At 45.6% G+C, this 14,644-nt stretch carries 13 protein-coding genes; 4 read left to right on the top strand and 9 right to left on the bottom strand.

The window, feature by feature from the left end; all coding sequences use genetic code 11:
* Positions 1 to 18: 18 nt before the first annotated feature.
* The 8 genes from AB6E51_RS16565 to AB6E51_RS16530 all read right to left on the bottom strand — a co-directional run bounded on the left by AB6E51_RS16565 (position 19) and on the right by AB6E51_RS16530 (position 8,198).
* Entirely contained in the window at positions 19 to 585 is a 567-nt protein-coding gene (locus tag AB6E51_RS16565) for a Crp/Fnr family transcriptional regulator (RefSeq protein WP_017058879.1), read from the bottom strand.
* A 71-nt stretch (positions 586 to 656) separates the two neighbouring features.
* A complete protein-coding gene (locus AB6E51_RS16560) occupies positions 657 to 2,411 on the bottom strand; it encodes a lysophospholipid acyltransferase family protein (RefSeq protein WP_372056144.1) in 1,755 nt (584 codons plus the stop codon).
* Positions 2,412 to 2,423: 12 nt separating this feature from the next.
* Positions 2,424 to 2,861 carry a YHS domain-containing (seleno)protein gene (locus AB6E51_RS16555; protein ID WP_017063714.1) on the bottom strand — a complete coding sequence of 146 codons (438 nt, stop codon included), beginning with the start codon at positions 2,859 to 2,861 and terminating at the stop codon, positions 2,424 to 2,426.
* 12 nt (positions 2,862 to 2,873) lie between these two features.
* The gene (locus AB6E51_RS16550; RefSeq protein WP_372058732.1) at positions 2,874 to 3,623 is read right to left on the bottom strand and encodes an NRDE family protein; all 750 of its coding nucleotides are present in this window, start codon (positions 3,621 to 3,623) and stop codon (positions 2,874 to 2,876) included.
* Positions 3,624 to 3,625: 2 nt separating this feature from the next.
* Positions 3,626 to 4,168, bottom strand: coding sequence for a hypothetical protein (locus tag AB6E51_RS16545; protein ID WP_280584389.1), 543 nt, complete (start codon positions 4,166 to 4,168; stop codon positions 3,626 to 3,628).
* Between the two features lie 19 nt (positions 4,169 to 4,187).
* Positions 4,188 to 5,321: a D-alanine--D-alanine ligase gene (locus tag AB6E51_RS16540; RefSeq protein ID WP_372058734.1), complete on the bottom strand. Its 1,134-nt coding sequence runs from the start codon at positions 5,319 to 5,321 to the stop codon at positions 4,188 to 4,190.
* Complete coding sequence (locus tag AB6E51_RS16535) at positions 5,318 to 5,905, bottom strand: DedA family protein (RefSeq protein ID WP_372058735.1); 588 nt, start codon at positions 5,903 to 5,905, stop codon at positions 5,318 to 5,320. The genes AB6E51_RS16540 and AB6E51_RS16535 overlap by 4 nt, the downstream gene beginning before the upstream one ends.
* Before the next feature lie 316 nt (positions 5,906 to 6,221).
* Complete coding sequence (locus AB6E51_RS16530; protein WP_017069395.1) at positions 6,222 to 8,198, bottom strand: bifunctional 2',3'-cyclic-nucleotide 2'-phosphodiesterase/3'-nucleotidase; 1,977 nt, start codon at positions 8,196 to 8,198, stop codon at positions 6,222 to 6,224.
* 414 nt (positions 8,199 to 8,612) lie between these two features.
* Between AB6E51_RS16530 and cysD the strand changes: the two genes are divergently transcribed.
* The 4 genes from cysD (at position 8,613) to cysC (ending at position 13,441) form a co-directional block, all read left to right on the top strand.
* Positions 8,613 to 9,557 carry a sulfate adenylyltransferase subunit CysD gene (gene cysD / locus AB6E51_RS16525; RefSeq protein ID WP_226088532.1) on the top strand — a complete coding sequence of 315 codons (945 nt, stop codon included), beginning with the start codon at positions 8,613 to 8,615 and terminating at the stop codon, positions 9,555 to 9,557.
* An 18-nt stretch (positions 9,558 to 9,575) separates the two neighbouring features.
* Positions 9,576 to 11,006, top strand: a complete 1,431-nt coding sequence (gene cysN / locus AB6E51_RS16520; RefSeq protein ID WP_017086682.1) for a sulfate adenylyltransferase subunit CysN — start codon at positions 9,576 to 9,578, stop codon at positions 11,004 to 11,006.
* 65 nt (positions 11,007 to 11,071) lie between these two features.
* Positions 11,072 to 12,796 carry an SLC13 family permease gene (locus AB6E51_RS16515; protein ID WP_017067554.1) on the top strand — a complete coding sequence of 575 codons (1,725 nt, stop codon included), beginning with the start codon at positions 11,072 to 11,074 and terminating at the stop codon, positions 12,794 to 12,796.
* A 24-nt stretch (positions 12,797 to 12,820) separates the two neighbouring features.
* Positions 12,821 to 13,441: an adenylyl-sulfate kinase gene (cysC, locus tag AB6E51_RS16510; protein WP_102320278.1), complete on the top strand. Its 621-nt coding sequence runs from the start codon at positions 12,821 to 12,823 to the stop codon at positions 13,439 to 13,441.
* Between the two features lie 165 nt (positions 13,442 to 13,606).
* Here cysC and AB6E51_RS16505 read toward each other — a convergent pair whose 3' ends face one another.
* Positions 13,607 to 14,515, bottom strand: a complete 909-nt coding sequence (locus AB6E51_RS16505; RefSeq protein ID WP_017058890.1) for a TIGR03899 family protein — start codon at positions 14,513 to 14,515, stop codon at positions 13,607 to 13,609.
* Positions 14,516 to 14,644: the final 129 nt, after the last annotated feature.

Here is a 14,644-nt window from a genome sequence, read left to right as displayed (position 1 = left end):
GCGTGATGATTGTTGGCATTAACTATTGTTAATTCGACCTTTAATTCTGCTCAGGCTGATTGCGGTGATTCCTAGATAAGCGGCAATTTGATTGTCATTTAAGCGCTGCTCAAGGTCGGGATAGTGCTCGCAGAACAGCTGATAACGTTGCTCTGGTGTATAGAGCAGCATGAAGCGTTCTTTGTTTTCCTTATGCATCAGCTGTGTTTCTAACAGCTTTAAATACAAAGGATTATTTGATGCACGCCACTCGATAACCGCATTCATTGGCAGCTCTAACATGGTGATGGGAGTCAGCGTTTCTAATAGGTAAGGGGACGCTTGGCTTTTTATCAGACTCTCAAAGCCGATGATCCAATCTTGTTCCCAATAGAACTCTTTACTGTATTGCTTACCATCATCAGTGAGGTAGCAGGCATGGCACAAGCCTTCAAGTACAAAGTAGATTGAACTCGCCATCTCACCTTGATTGATCAAGATGTGTCTGGTTGGCAACTCAAGTGGCTTGGCGACAGCAACTAGAGATTCAATCTGGCTTTCAGAGAAGTCGAAGCTTTGCAGTTGTTCGATAAAAGAGGTGTGCATGAAAATAACCTAACCCAAATAAGTGCCGAAATCATCGCACTTATTTGGAGAGAGGTACAGAGCGGGATAAATCAGCGGCGTGCGTGTTGCTCTAGGTAATCTTGAGCAAGCTCTCTGCCCATGTATTTACCCAGAGTCTTCAGTGATACCTTTTTAAGGTTCACCACAATCAAGCCATCCAAGGCATCATTAAACGATGGGTCGACATTAAAACACACCAGTTTACCGTTCATCCCTAGATATTGGCGCAGCAGTACCGGCAGGCCTTTACCTTGCTCCATGCGTGCTAACACTTTAGAGAGCAGAGGCACACTCGCCAGTGAAGAGAGCAGGTGATTTTGCCAGAACACATGACTGCTGGTATTGAGTGGTGACGAAGGTGAAACCAAATTCGCCTTTTCCTCATCATAATGGTGGATTGATAAGGTGGTCGCGATCAACAGACGCGCATTGTGGCTGTAATCATTGCTGATACTGACTGGGCCGAACAGATGGGTATATTGAGGGTGACGAGACACAAAGGTCGCAATGCCTTTCCACAATAGTAACAGTGAGTTCAGGCTCTTTTGGTAAGGTTTACTTACTACCGATCGCCCTAGTTCAATGCTGTTTTCTAACGTATCAATGAATTCTTGGTTGTAGTTAAACAGGCTACGAGAGTAAAGCTGATCAAGCCCGTGCTCTGCGATGAGTTTGTCGACCATACCGAGTCGATACGCCCCGACCAGTTCTGCCTTGGTTTTATTCCACACAAACAGTTGATGGTAGTAAAGGTCATACTCATCTAAATCACAGGCCAGCCCACTGCCTTCTCCGACTTCTCTAAAGCTTTCTTCTCTTACTCGACCAATCTCGCGCATTAAGTTAGGAATAGATTGGCTTGGTGTGCAGTAGACCTCAAAGTTCCCTTGCTCGAGCAGTTTCATCTCTTCAGGGAGTGAGTCTATCTCTATTGATAAGACTTCTGGTGGAATAGGCGCTATCACTTGGGTATCGAAAGAGGGTGCGTGGATTGGCGTGTTCGGACTATCTTGTTGACTCATTAGATAGGTATTAAGTCGTAGGTAGTTGACGATATCCATCTCTTTTTCAAACGATTTTATCTCTGAATACGGAATCGATGAGCCAATCGAGATAGAGATAGTTGTCGCTTGTTTATTAAGAAGTTCACGCCCGAGTAGAGCGGTTCTCAACAGTGGATGAACACGACCCGCTTGATAGAAAAGCTCACTGTTCTTGCCATTGATAAAGATAGGTACCGTGGTGGCTTGGTGACGTTTGACGAATTTCGCTACCGACTTGCTCCACTCGATGTCTGTCAGTGTTTTTGCCCCTTTACGGTAGCTTGATACTTCACCGGCTGGGAATACAATCAATAGTCCACCATCAGCCAAATGACGATTGGCATCTCGAATCGCTTTGGCATTGGTGCGTTTCGATTCTTTACTGTTAAAGACATCGACACCGATGAAAAGATCATCCAGTTCAGGCAGGCGCTTAAGTAACTCATTGGCCAGCACCTTCACATCCTTTCTTACTGATCCTACGAGATCGGCAAGGATCACGCCTTCGATGGCGCCAAGCGGGTGGTTCGCCACAATCACGACAGGCCCTTCTTCCGGGATGTTTTCCGTGCTTCCCGATGCAACCGAGTAGTCGATATTGAGCGCCGACAGAGTGTAATTCATGAATTCGAAGCTAGATAACTCGTTTTTACGATCTTGGTAGAGTCGGTCTAGCTTAGATAGCCCAGTTGCCCACTCGACAACAGACTCACCTAAACCAAAAGGCGTGTAACGTGGTAAACGAAAAGGACTATCAATCATAATGAAATTACCTTACTTAATCAGTTGCGGCCAAACTTTATCGGCTTGTTGAATATGCTGTGCTTGGTCTTGTTCCCAGCGCTGCTTAATCTCTTGGTCGTAGTTAAGATAAAGTTTGTCATCAACTATGGTCCAATACTGTGGGTCACCTGGTGCGAAGTCGTTTTTGGCAGAAACGGCCCATGCGCAATAACCACCATATTGAGGGGCATATTTTTCAGGATTATTAACAAATAAAGTCAGATTCTTTTCAGAAGAGAAATACCAGTCCGCGCCTTTGTACTCTGTGCTGAACTTCTTGCTCCCTTCAACAGGCTTCCCAGACGTGAAATAAGCCACGGTATCGTAGCCATCGAGTGCCTTACTGCTAAAGAAGCCGGTATAGATTTCATCGGCGGCAAATACGTACGGGCTAACAAGTAGCAGAACCATGGTGAATAGTTTTCTCATGATGGACTCCATCTATAGATTGATTGCGGGTGATAAATCAAAGGTAAAGCGCTGCTGATTTATCTGACATGGTTTAATGGGTTCGCATGGTGAGCCGGGTGCATAAAACATAGAGGCTTGACCATGCAGGTTACGTAAGTGTGTAAAGCTCACGGTATGTGCGTCTTCGCGATGCATACAAGTTGCTAAATGGGGCTGTTCACTGTGATGATGAGAATGAAACTTCAGTAAGTTCTGCTGATTCTTTCCTGTTGTCATAAGCTGATCGTATTTTGCTTGTCGGTAGGCTTGCACTCGCTCTAAATCAACACCGGATGAGAAGAGTGGAGAATCGGTGTCGACGATGTGCTGTTGAATACCATCCCACATGTAGGCGATAACCAAACCATTGTTCTGAGTTAAATTCGGCGCAAAAGCCAACAAGGTAAACGGGGCAAAAGAGTGCAGGTCGAGCTGATGAAATGCTTCAGAGAGCTGACTGATATTACGACTCGATGATAGGTTCTTGAGTAACAAACCACGGCTGACTAAAGGTCCAACAGGGACTATGCCTTGATAGTTATTGAGTAGGCATAGCGAAAGCCCGAACTCATTGATACTGATCCAGCTACCACCGCCAGTTGGGTCGAGTGGCATGATGATATCGACGCCGTTAACTCGATACTGTTTAGGCGGCATTGCTAGTGCTCGCGTCTTTTGTTCGTCACGGTTAAAAAAGACCTGATAACCATTTTCTTCAAGCAGCCAAGATACTGAACACATGATTATTGCTCCCTCAGATAGCTGCTGGTGGTTGGGGCATAACCAAAGGTATTGCATGTTTCGACATCAAGAAAGGTCGTGATCACCTTGATCATCGCATAGTGATGATTGGCATGCAGAGCAGCAAAGGTGACCTCTCTTTCTAACGTAGAAGGCAGGCTGGCGAATACTTGTGTATCCATTGAAACTTCGGTTTGGATCATGATAGGCGCTTCGAGATCTCTGCGGTCTAGTCGTTCAAGCCAGTTGATCACATAATGGATCTCTTTTACTGCAATTGAGCGGTCGTATTCGACGGGATGACCACGACGACGAGTGTTGTAATCAACGGTCGCATTCTCTTTTAAGATTAAGGCGTGAAAAAGATCGAGCGTGTGACGAGTATGCTCACCAATAGAGCTTGTGACATGCGGCTTTGCTCGTGTCAGATAGTCGCTGTCAGATATCGCTAACAAAAACTCTAGACCCTGATTCAATATCTCTACCGCTCCTTTGATACAAGGAGAGAAAGAAGTGAGGGCGCTCGGTTGGGCTATGGGGTTCATTCATGGTCCTCGTACAAAGTTAGTCAGTGGTCGGATATTGTTGAACAAGACGTCGCTCTTCTTGCCACGCAGCGAATAAGCTCTTGAGAGAAGGAGTCTTATGGCCTCGTTGTTTTTGCTGAGCGCCAATATCAAAAAGAATGCGGTATTGCAGAAGTAGCGTAGAAAATATCTCTCGCAGCGGTGTGTTGCGATCCCAGATATGCCCAGCCTCACTGCTTGCGCCATTGACCTCAAGGATCGTGAAATCCTCGCCGTTCATTAAGCTGTGCATGTCTTTAAACTTGACGTCGAGTCGGCCAAAATGAAAACCATCGAAGTCATCGAATATCTCGTCTAAACGTTCAGTTAAAGCCTGAGTAATGTATTGATTGCCATCGCGGAAGATGCAGCCACGGCTATGGCTACCTGCGAACGCGAGTTGGAACTCTTCGCCCTCTGCGAGCACGTGATCCAATTTATCTTCATGCCTTGGTAGATACAGGTGGCTGAGTTGCCCAGCACGCGGGCTATTTTCAATTAACTGCTTGAGTGTCGACTTGCCATCACCCATCACCATTGGCGCATATTTGAGTGTGATCGAGATGATCTCGCCTTGCTTTTTGTTTGGGTAACGAACATAGAAAACGCCAGCTTCTGCCTGATAAGGCGCCTTTTCTTGCAGTAGAAAGCGAGCATTATTTGGGAAAGATTCAACATATTGCTCAAGTTGATCTTGTGTGTTGATCAGCTTGACGCCAACGCCTCGACAGCCAAGATCCGGTTTAGCGACAATCGGGAAATCAAGATCGGATTGTATGAGTGCGCTGCGTGCATCTTCAGCTTGTTTCTTACCGCTGAGATCCGTTTTGGTGAGGGTGATAAACGGAGAGATCCAACGCTGACTTGAAGATCCGGCAAGGCTTAATATCTCGTGTTTTGATTCGCCTACCATTCCGCTTAACTTGATGCTTGGGTTGGCAATGAGCGGCAACGCCCAGTCAAAGTGCCGTAACCCTTGCATCAGGCTTTGAATCACGACTGGCGTGTAGAAGAACCAAGTTGGAAGAAACTCATAAGGAGAGACACTGCGCACGGTATCTTTTTCAAGCAAAGGCATGCCTGCATTGATTTGATGTGCGGGAATGATGCGAATATCTTGCGGTGAACTCATGATAATCCTCTAGAGTAGGTTCTATTCATTAATCGATTGCCGATAAACAGCAAAGCGATGGCACACGGGATGATGATCCATTGATATTCAGAGGCTTGCAGCCACGCTGATGTCCCTAAATAGTAGATGGCAGAGAAGACAATGCCAGTCCAGATCGCGGTGGCGCTGATGACAGCAAACAAGAAAGTAGGCTGTGGGATGGCGAAAAAGCCACTTAAGGTAAACCCGACGGTGCGAAGCCCTGGAATAAAGCGGATAACAAAAAGGCTGCTGAATGCGTTCTGACGTAATTTGGTACGAAGCGAACGAAAGTACTTATTGGTGAGGGCTTTATATCGAACACCTCGGAAATAACGTCCTGACTTCCCTAAGTAATAAAGACCGAGATCACCCGTGGCAATACCGATGAAAATAGCAAGCAGCGCATATTGAGGAAGTATTAGACCTTGAGTCGCTATACCTGCCGCCGTAACAATCGCAAGATCTTCAAGCAGGTAAGAAAGCGCGATGATGCCAAGCATCAGCCATAGCAGCGACTCCTCTCCTGAATGTAACCATGCTTGAATGCTCTCGACGGTGCTCATCAAATGTCCTTATCTATCCTATAGATGAATGGCTTAACCACCATTCATTGAGTGTAGTAAATTAAATAGACAGGAGGAGCAGATAAAAACTTACAGCTGATTAGTGTTTTTTTGTGTTGGATTCATTCAATTGGTGGTTTGAGTCGTGCTGTTTGACTGCTGTTTGAAGCTAAAGGCGTGGCATTTGGAAGCGGGTTGAACGAGAGTTTGTCGTTCGACAAATTAGAGCTTTGGACTGAACATTTATAAGAAAAGAAAAAGGCTGAGTCGTTAAACTCAGCCTTTCATAACGTTAACTATGGATTACTTAAGTAACCTATTTAGTTAGGTCAATCTGGTAAACAGCAAAACCAACATCGTCAGTCGCAACACGTTTCATCGGGTATTGACCCTTCTCTTTAATGAACTCTGCTGCTTTGTCGCTTGGAGATGTTTCAAAGCGGATATCTAGCTTGTTATCTGTTTTGATTGGCGCAAATGACCAATTGTTATCCGCGCTTGGGCTCACTTGACCTTGCTCTTTGCTTACGCGAGAGATGTAGTTTGCAAGAACAGTACGGTTCTCATCTGGTGCATCAAATGCGATGAAGTCTTCACCTGTGCCTGGGAACTTAGCGCTGTATGCACGGTAGTTGTTGGTGGCGATCAGGAAGTCTTGCTTCATGTCGATTGGCTTACCTTGGTAAGTTAGGCCAACAATACGCTGTGAGTCAGGGTTAACCACTTTACAGTTTGCGTCGTATTTCGCAGGTTGAGTTACGTCGATTTGGTAATCAACACCGTCGATAACATCGAAGTTGTAAGTGCGGAAATTATCCCACTCGATCAACTGTTGTGGTGCTGTTGAGTTAACATCAACTTGGTTGAACTGACCAGCAGAACACTCGAGCCACTCTTTTACTTCGTGACCTGTTACCTTCATCGCAACTAGCGTGTTCGGGTAAAGGTACAAGTCAGCTGCGTTACGGAATGTCAGTTGACCAGATTCAACTTCAGTGAAGTTCGCTGGGTCATTCTTACGGCCACCAGCTTTGAATGGTGCAGCCGCGGAAAGTACTGGCGTACCATCTAGGTCAGGGTCACCTTGGATGAACTGTTCAACGTAATCTTTCTGTGCAAGGTTAACGATTTGAACTGTTGGATCGTCTTGTACTAGAGACAGGAAGCTGTACATCACATCGTCTGCTTTACCAATCGGTTGGTTAACAAACTCACGAGTACCAGCGTGGTCTTTTTCTAGTGCTGTTACGATGCCTTCATCAGCTGCAGCAAGAGATTTCTTCTCGATTTTGTCGTAGATAGGGCGCGCTTCTGATTGGCCTTTAACGACTTCCCACTTACCGTCTTTTTGTGCAAGTGTTAGATCCATAACACCAACGTGGCTACCCCAACGACCAGGCATTACTGCCGCAACGCCGTTCATTGTGCCCGTTTCGTTGTCGATGCCTTGGATGTCATCAAAACCTTTACCTGGGAAAACTGCGTGAGAGTGGCCGAATGCGATCGCATCGATGCCGTCTACTTCAGATAGGTAGAACGTTGAGTTCTCTTCGCCATTTTTGTATGGGTCCGTTGATACGCCTGAGTGAGGGATAGCAACGATAACTTCAGCGCCTTCCGCTTTCATTTGAGGCACTAACTCGTTAGCCGTCTCAATGATATCGCGAGCGATCACTTTGCCTTCTAGGTTCTTCTTATCCCACGTCATGATTTGTGGTGGAACAAAACCGATGTAACCCACTTTTACTTCGTGCTCTACGCCAGCAGTATCTTCAAACGTGTGCGTCTTGATGATGTAAGGCGTGAAGTAGTGTTCTTTAGTTTCTGCGTCGTAAACGTTAGCACTGATGTATGGGAAATCAGCGTCGTTGATCGATTCTTCTAGGAACTCAAGACCGTAGTTGAATTCGTGGTTACCTAGGTTTGCAGCGTCGTAGCTTAGTTGGTTCATTGCTTTATATGCAGGGTGAACTTCGCCTGCTTCGATGCCTTTGTCTGCCATGTAGTCACCCATTGGGCTACCTTGCAGTAAGTCACCGTTATCAACTAAAACGCTGTTGGTTACTTCGCTTTGAGCTTCTTTTACTAAAGTTGCAGTACGTGCTAAGCCGATTTTTTTCGATGGCTTGTCTTTGTAGTAGTCGTAATCCATTAGGTTGGTATGGATATCCGTCGTTTCTACGACACGTAATTTAATCACTTCATCGGTATCTGGTGTTGTTGTGCAGCCTGCTAAAGTCAAACCAAGACCCGCAAGTACAGCCAATGACAAAGGTTTCATTGCAACTTTCATTTTGTAGCTCCAAAGTGGATAGTAGAAAATTCGTTGCGTAATGTAACAAAACCGAATGAAACAATGATTACAACGAATGTTAATTCGTGACTTAGATCGATTACTTTATGGTGTTCTGCAAGACGCCTCCCAAAGCTGCTCAATCGATGCGCAACTGATATCGATAATATTAGTCCATTCATTTCACCTGCTTATCGATAAATCCAATCCCTTATCAGCTTTTCGAATAAAAAATGAAATTTTAGAATTTCCAGTAATATGAGAGGCTCGTCATAATGCCTATATCAAGGACGTATCAGGCAGATGAATAGCAAGGATAGCTCAAAACGAAGCTTCTGTTTTCTTCTAGTGCCAATACTCCCATTCACTCAAGTGGATGAGTTAAATCCCTTGCTTGGCAAGACCAAGTAATGAATTGCTCGTAACGCGAGCCTTAAAGGAAGCACTGAAATGGACCAAGAACGTTTAACCCACCTAAAACAGCTCGAAGCGGAAAGTATTCATATTATCCGTGAAGTAGCGGCTGAGTTTGATAACCCAGTGATGATGTACTCCATCGGAAAAGATTCTTCTGTGATGCTTCATTTAGCTCGCAAAGCGTTTTATCCAGGCAAGATTCCATTCCCGCTATTGCATGTAGATACGGATTGGAAATTCCGCGAGATGATTGAGTTTCGTGACCGTACGGCTAAAAAGTACGGCTTCGACCTTTTAGTACATAAGAACCCAGAAGGTATTGAGATGGGTTGTAGCCCATTTGTACATGGTTCTTCGAAGCACACTGACATCATGAAAACACAGGGCCTTAAGCAGGCGTTAAACAAGTATGGGTTCGATGCGGCTTTTGGTGGTGCGCGTCGTGATGAAGAAAAATCTCGTGCGAAAGAACGTGTTTACTCTTTCCGCGATAAGAACCATACGTGGGATCCAAAAAACCAGCGTCCAGAGCTTTGGCACACTTACAACGGTCAGGTTAATAAGGGCGAAAGCATTCGTGTATTCCCGTTATCTAATTGGACTGAGCTCGATATCTGGCAATACATCTACCTAGAGAGCATCGATATTGTTCCACTTTACCTTTCAGACAAACGCCCTGTAGTTGAGCGTGATGGCATGCTGATCATGGTTGATGATGACCGTATGGAGTTGCAAGAAGGTGAAGTGATTGAAGAGAAAAGCGTTCGTTTTCGTACTTTAGGCTGTTACCCATTAACCGGAGCGGTTGAATCTGAGGCGAATACGCTAACAGGCATTATTGAAGAGATGCTGGTGGCGACGTCTAGTGAGCGTCAAGGTCGAGCGATTGACCATGATCAGTCGGGCTCTATGGAGCTGAAAAAGCGCCAAGGTTATTTCTAAGAATCTAAGGAAAGAAAAATGAATAGTGCAGTAGAAGCCGAATTGGCTGAACTAGGGATTGAAGGTTATCTAAGTCAGCATCAGCATAAATCTATGCTTAGATTTTTAACTTGTGGCTCGGTAGATGACGGTAAAAGTACGTTAATCGGTCGCTTGCTCCATGATACAAAACAGATTTATGAAGATCAGCTAGCGGCGGTTCACTCTGATAGCCAACGAGTGGGTACCACAGGTGAGAAACCTGATTTAGCACTGCTTGTTGACGGACTACAGGCTGAGCGTGAGCAAGGGATTACGATCGATGTGGCTTATCGTTACTTCTCGACTCAAAAGCGTAAATTCATTATTGCTGATACCCCAGGGCATGAGCAGTACACGCGCAACATGGCAACAGGCGCTTCAACGTGTGATCTAGCGGTGATCTTGATTGATGCTCGTAAGGGCGTTCTGGATCAAACACGTCGTCACTCGTTTATTTCTAACCTGCTTGGTTTGAAGCACTTCATCGTCGCAGTCAACAAAATGGATCTCGTAGAGTACTCGCAAGATCGTTTTGAAGAGATTCGCGATCAGTATCTAGAGTTTGCTGAAAACCTAGAAGGCGAAACTAACATTCAAATTCTGCCCGTTTCGGCACTTGAAGGCATTAACGTTGCAGCGCAAAGCAAAGAGCTTGCATGGTTCGAAGGTCCGTCTCTATTAGAAGTGTTAGAGAACGTCGATATTGACCAAAAACGTTCTGCAGGTGAATTCCGATTCCCTGTTCAGTACGTAAACCGTCCTAACTTAGACTTCCGTGGTTTTGCAGGCACCGTTGCCTCTGGCCGTGTCAGTGTGGGTGATGAAATCAAGGCGCTGCCATCAGGTAAAACGTCTAAGGTGGCAAGTATTGTGACCTTTGATGGCGAACTTGAATCGGCGCAAGCGGGTTTGGCAGTAACGCTGACTCTTGAAGATGAAATCGATATCAGTCGTGGTGATTTGATTGTGCTGGAAAATGCGCAAATTGAATCCACTAACCATGTATTGGCTGACATCGTATGGATGACAGAGCAACCACTGCAACCGGGCAAAGCCTACGACATTAAAATCGCAGGCAAGAAAACCGTCGGTCAGGTTGAAACGGTTCGTCACCAATATGACATCAACAACTTGTCGACTTACGCTGTTGATGAGTTGCCACTGAATGGTATTGGTTTGTGTGAATGGTCATTGAACGAGACTGTCGCGCTGGATAAATACCGTGAGAGTGCCGATACCGGTGGTTTCATTGTTATCGACCGCCTGACTAACGTGACGGTTGGTGCTGGTTTGATTCGAGACCGTTTGGACTCTGTTGAACAGCAAGTCGGTAACTTCTCTGCATTTGAACTTGAGTTCAACGCATTGGTACGCAAGCACTTCCCTCATTGGGATGCCAAAGATCTAAGCCAATTACTGAAGTCATAAACGACTAAGTAACAGCTTATTGAATCAGGCGGAAACCCATCGTTTCCGCCATAAAGGACGGGTATATGTGGCAACAAGGATTTGTATTAGCGATTTTGCTCGGCATCATTACTTGCCTGCTCGTTACCCGTATTAAGCCAAGCTTTATCTTTGCTGGCGCGGCGTTTATTGCTTTTATGGCTGGCATGATCGATTTGTCGAGCTTAGCCAATAACTTCACTAACTCCTCGTTACTGACTTTAATTCTTCTTATCCTCGCATCAAGTGCGTTGGAGAAAACTCGCTTAATCAGTTGGGTTAGTCGTAATATCTCTGAAGGTAGGCTAGGTACCGTGGTTGCGAAGTTGGGTATTTCCACAGCGTTACTTTCTTCTTTTACTAATAACACGGCGGTGGTTGTCTCTTTGATCGGGGCGATCAAACGCAATCAACAACATGCGCCATCTAAACTGCTTATCCCCTTGTCATACGCTGCCATCTTAGGTGGAACCCTGACATTGATCGGCACCTCTACCAACTTGATCATCAATAGCTTTGTTGAAGATGCGGGTTTGCCAAGTTTAAACTTTTTCACACCGACCTTGATCGGTTTAGCTGTTTTGGTCGGTGGTGTGTTGATCCTCATTCCTCTGAGCTACTTCTTACCCAGCTACGATGATGGATCTCAAGACGATCTACCTTACTTTCTCGAGGCGCGAGTTGAGCCGGGTTCTCCTTTAGTTGGCCGCAGCGTCAGCGAGAATAACCTCAGAGCATTGAGAAAACTGTTCTTAGCGGAAGTGATTCGAGACGGTAAAACAACCGCGTCTATTGACCCTGACTTCATACTCCAAGCTCGTGACCGACTACTGTTTTGTGGTGATGTCGAGAGTGTTGCGACACTGCAAGAGATCCAAGGATTAACTCTGTTTGGTCAGCACCACCTGAACGGCCAGAGCTTTGTTGAGGTCGTAGTCAGTTCATCGGCAAGCTTCTGTAATAAAACCCTCAAAACCAGCCAGTTTAGAGATCGCTTCGATGCGGTTGTGGTTGCCATTCGTCGTGGTCATGAACGCCTTGAAGGTGGCCTTGGAAACATCACATTAACCGCTGGCGATACCTTGATTTTGGTTCCAGGCAAGCGTTTTGAAGAACAGCGTCAACAACACAATAAAGAGTTTGTGTTGATGAACGACCTAGACTCAAGTGCCAAGCTTGATGCCGATAAATCGACGTTTGTGTTGCTCGGCTTTGCTAGTGTGATTGGTTTAGCCCTTATCGATGCAGTACCTATTATCAAAGGCTTAGCTGGTTTTCTACTGTTGCTGGTGGCATTTGGCGTGGTGCAACTGGGTGAGCTCCGCCGCCGTTTCCCAGTCGATATTGTGGTGATCGTGGGCTCTGCACTTTCTATTGCTCAACTGATGATTTCATCGGGTTTATCTGAGCGGATGGGGCTGATGTTTATGGAGGCGTTTAATGGCTGGGGCGTATTCGGTGCGTTAGTTGCTACCTACTTTATGACTTTGGTTTTGACAGAGCTGGTGACCAATAATGCGGCTGCAGCACTCTCATTTCCGATTGGCTACAGTATGGCAGTAGGTTATGGCGTTGACCCTATGCCGTTCATCATGGCGGTACTGTTTGGTGCCAGTGCCAGTTTTATCTCTCCATACGGCTACCAAACCAACTTACTTGTTTATAGCGTAGGTAATTACCATTTAACGGATTATCTGCGTATCGGCATTCCAATCTCGATTGTATATTCGGGCTTGGTGCTGACCCTAATTCCTTATTTTTTCCCATTTTAATGCTGTTTATTTAAAGGACTAATTATGACCGCAGTACTCAAATCCAAAGATGAGAATGTTGTGTGGCATCAACACTCGATTGATAAAACATTTCGCGCGGATCTGAAATCACAAAAGCCAGCCGTGCTCTGGTTCACGGGGTTGTCTGGTTCTGGTAAATCGACAGTCGCTGGAGCATTAGAAAATCGCTTGGCACAGCTTGGTTACCATACTTATTTATTGGATGGCGACAATGTGCGTCATGGATTATGTAGTGACCTTGGCTTCTCTGAGCAAGATCGTCGAGAGAACATCCGTCGTATTGGTGAGCTTGCTAAATTGATGGCAGATGCAGGCTTGATCGTGTTGTCAGCCTTTATTTCTCCGCATCAAGCTGAAAGGCAACTCGTGAGAGATTTATTGCCGGAAGGTGAGTTTCTTGAGGTGTTCGTCAATACTCCATTAGAGGTTTGCGAACAGCGTGACCCTAAAGGTCTGTATAAGAAAGCACGTGCCGGAGAGATCCCGAACTTTACAGGTATTAGTTCAGTGTACGAAGCGCCTCAGAACCCTGAGATTGATCTACCTGCAGGTGAGAAGACACTCGATGAATTGGTCGAACTGTGTATTGATGCGTTGGAGAAGCGAAATATCTTAGCCAACTGAGATCGTTGGTATGACTAAGGCTACTCAGCTGTTTATCTGTTTATTCACGACCGATAAATAGTGCAGCCTTAGTTTACCGAGACAAGAAACCTATCCTCTAGATTCTCTTTATTCTTCTCGATACTCTCACTTTTTACACCGTCTATTTTTTGCACCGTCGAGTGCCTAGACGGTGTAATTCACACTGCTTTTCACTTCTGTCTGTACCGTGAACTTCTGACTTAATAGAGCAATCAGTTGATCGTAATACTGCGTGTTTGGCTTGTTACCGAGCAAGGTACAAAGCTCATTGCCTGTAGGGCTGAATCGGTAGTAAACCAGCTTCACGCCTTTTGATAATGGTGCCAGTGACATGCTCTTACCTTGATAGGTTAGGTGCAGGGCTGGATCGAAATCAATCTCTCCGGATTCTAATTCTGTGCCCAGAATAATCCCGAGCTCTATCAAGTGGAGCAAGCTGGAGTAGGGCAGGTTGTGCCCACCAAGGTTGATGGTGTTGGTGGTGTCCCTTTTGCCAAAGTTGAATAGCCCAGCATGAGATTTAAAGCCGAGTAAGAGCTTTCTGCTGTTATCGCTACCAAAACTGCAGCCTAATGAAGCTGCTCTTTGTAAGGTCAGTGCTTCCTTTGGCGTCATGTCTTTTAAGATTTGCAGTGCCTTCATCGACGTCGAGCCTGGGTTGGTGACTTCTCGTTTCAGTACTTGAGCCCATAGCCTCTGCATCGATGTATTGTGGATCTCTTGTGCCATGTCGAAGAAACGGTATAGCCAGTCCTGATCCGGGTCTCCAGCCGCTTCATCCTTACATGAAGAGTGCGCCAACTTTAGAATCTGTTCTAGGTTCTTTTGGCGAAGCTCTCTACGTTTTTTCTCTCGCAATAGTGCCCGTTCGATAAGCGTACTCTCAGCTTTATCCTTTGGCTTGGCACTATGACTAATTAAGAAATCGAGGCCGAAGCTTTGTGCGATGTGCAGCATTCTGCTGGCACTGTCGGCAATATGAGGCTTTTTCTCATGCTTTTGCTGTGTATCGCTAGCATGCTCAATGATCACTGGCTGTTTGGTTTCTGACATAAGAGTACCGTTAGGAGACGACTCAAGACCAATCGTAGTAAATAATTGCTCGCTCTAGCTTGTTAAAACGCTCGATAACGGCGTTAGAACTTTTGATTGTAGAATAACCACTTATCAAAAAGCTCCGCC

The organism is Vibrio sp. 10N.247.311.47 (genome assembly GCF_041467535.1).
Classification (GTDB): Bacteria; Pseudomonadota; Gammaproteobacteria; order Enterobacterales; family Vibrionaceae; genus Vibrio; species Vibrio crassostreae_C.
The sequence above is the reverse complement of the archived record's forward strand: the minus strand, read 5'-3'. Positions and strand labels throughout refer to the sequence as shown.

Bases quoted from the DNA above. Each gene is read 5' to 3' on its own strand.
- AB6E51_RS16540 (WP_372058734.1), bottom strand. From the start codon at position 5,321: ATGAGTTCACCGCAAGATATTCGCATCATTCCCGCACATCAAATCAAT.
- AB6E51_RS16565 (WP_017058879.1), bottom strand. From the start codon at position 585: ATGCACACCTCTTTTATCGAACAACTGCAAAGCTTCGACTTCTCTGAA.
- AB6E51_RS16535 (WP_372058735.1), bottom strand. From the start codon at position 5,905: ATGAGCACCGTCGAGAGCATTCAAGCATGGTTACATTCAGGAGAGGAG.
- AB6E51_RS16505 (WP_017058890.1), bottom strand. From the start codon at position 14,515: ATGTCAGAAACCAAACAGCCAGTGATCATTGAGCATGCTAGCGATACA.
- AB6E51_RS16555 (WP_017063714.1), bottom strand. From the start codon at position 2,861: ATGAGAAAACTATTCACCATGGTTCTGCTACTTGTTAGCCCGTACGTA.
- cysC (WP_102320278.1), top strand. From the start codon at position 12,821: ATGACCGCAGTACTCAAATCCAAAGATGAGAATGTTGTGTGGCATCAA.
- AB6E51_RS16560 (WP_372056144.1), bottom strand. From the start codon at position 2,411: ATGATTGATAGTCCTTTTCGTTTACCACGTTACACGCCTTTTGGTTTA.
- AB6E51_RS16515 (WP_017067554.1), top strand. From the start codon at position 11,072: ATGTGGCAACAAGGATTTGTATTAGCGATTTTGCTCGGCATCATTACT.
- AB6E51_RS16545 (WP_280584389.1), bottom strand. From the start codon at position 4,168: ATGAACCCCATAGCCCAACCGAGCGCCCTCACTTCTTTCTCTCCTTGT.
- AB6E51_RS16530 (WP_017069395.1), bottom strand. From the start codon at position 8,198: ATGAAAGTTGCAATGAAACCTTTGTCATTGGCTGTACTTGCGGGTCTT.
- AB6E51_RS16550 (WP_372058732.1), bottom strand. From the start codon at position 3,623: ATGTGTTCAGTATCTTGGCTGCTTGAAGAAAATGGTTATCAGGTCTTT.
- cysN (WP_017086682.1), top strand. From the start codon at position 9,576: ATGAATAGTGCAGTAGAAGCCGAATTGGCTGAACTAGGGATTGAAGGT.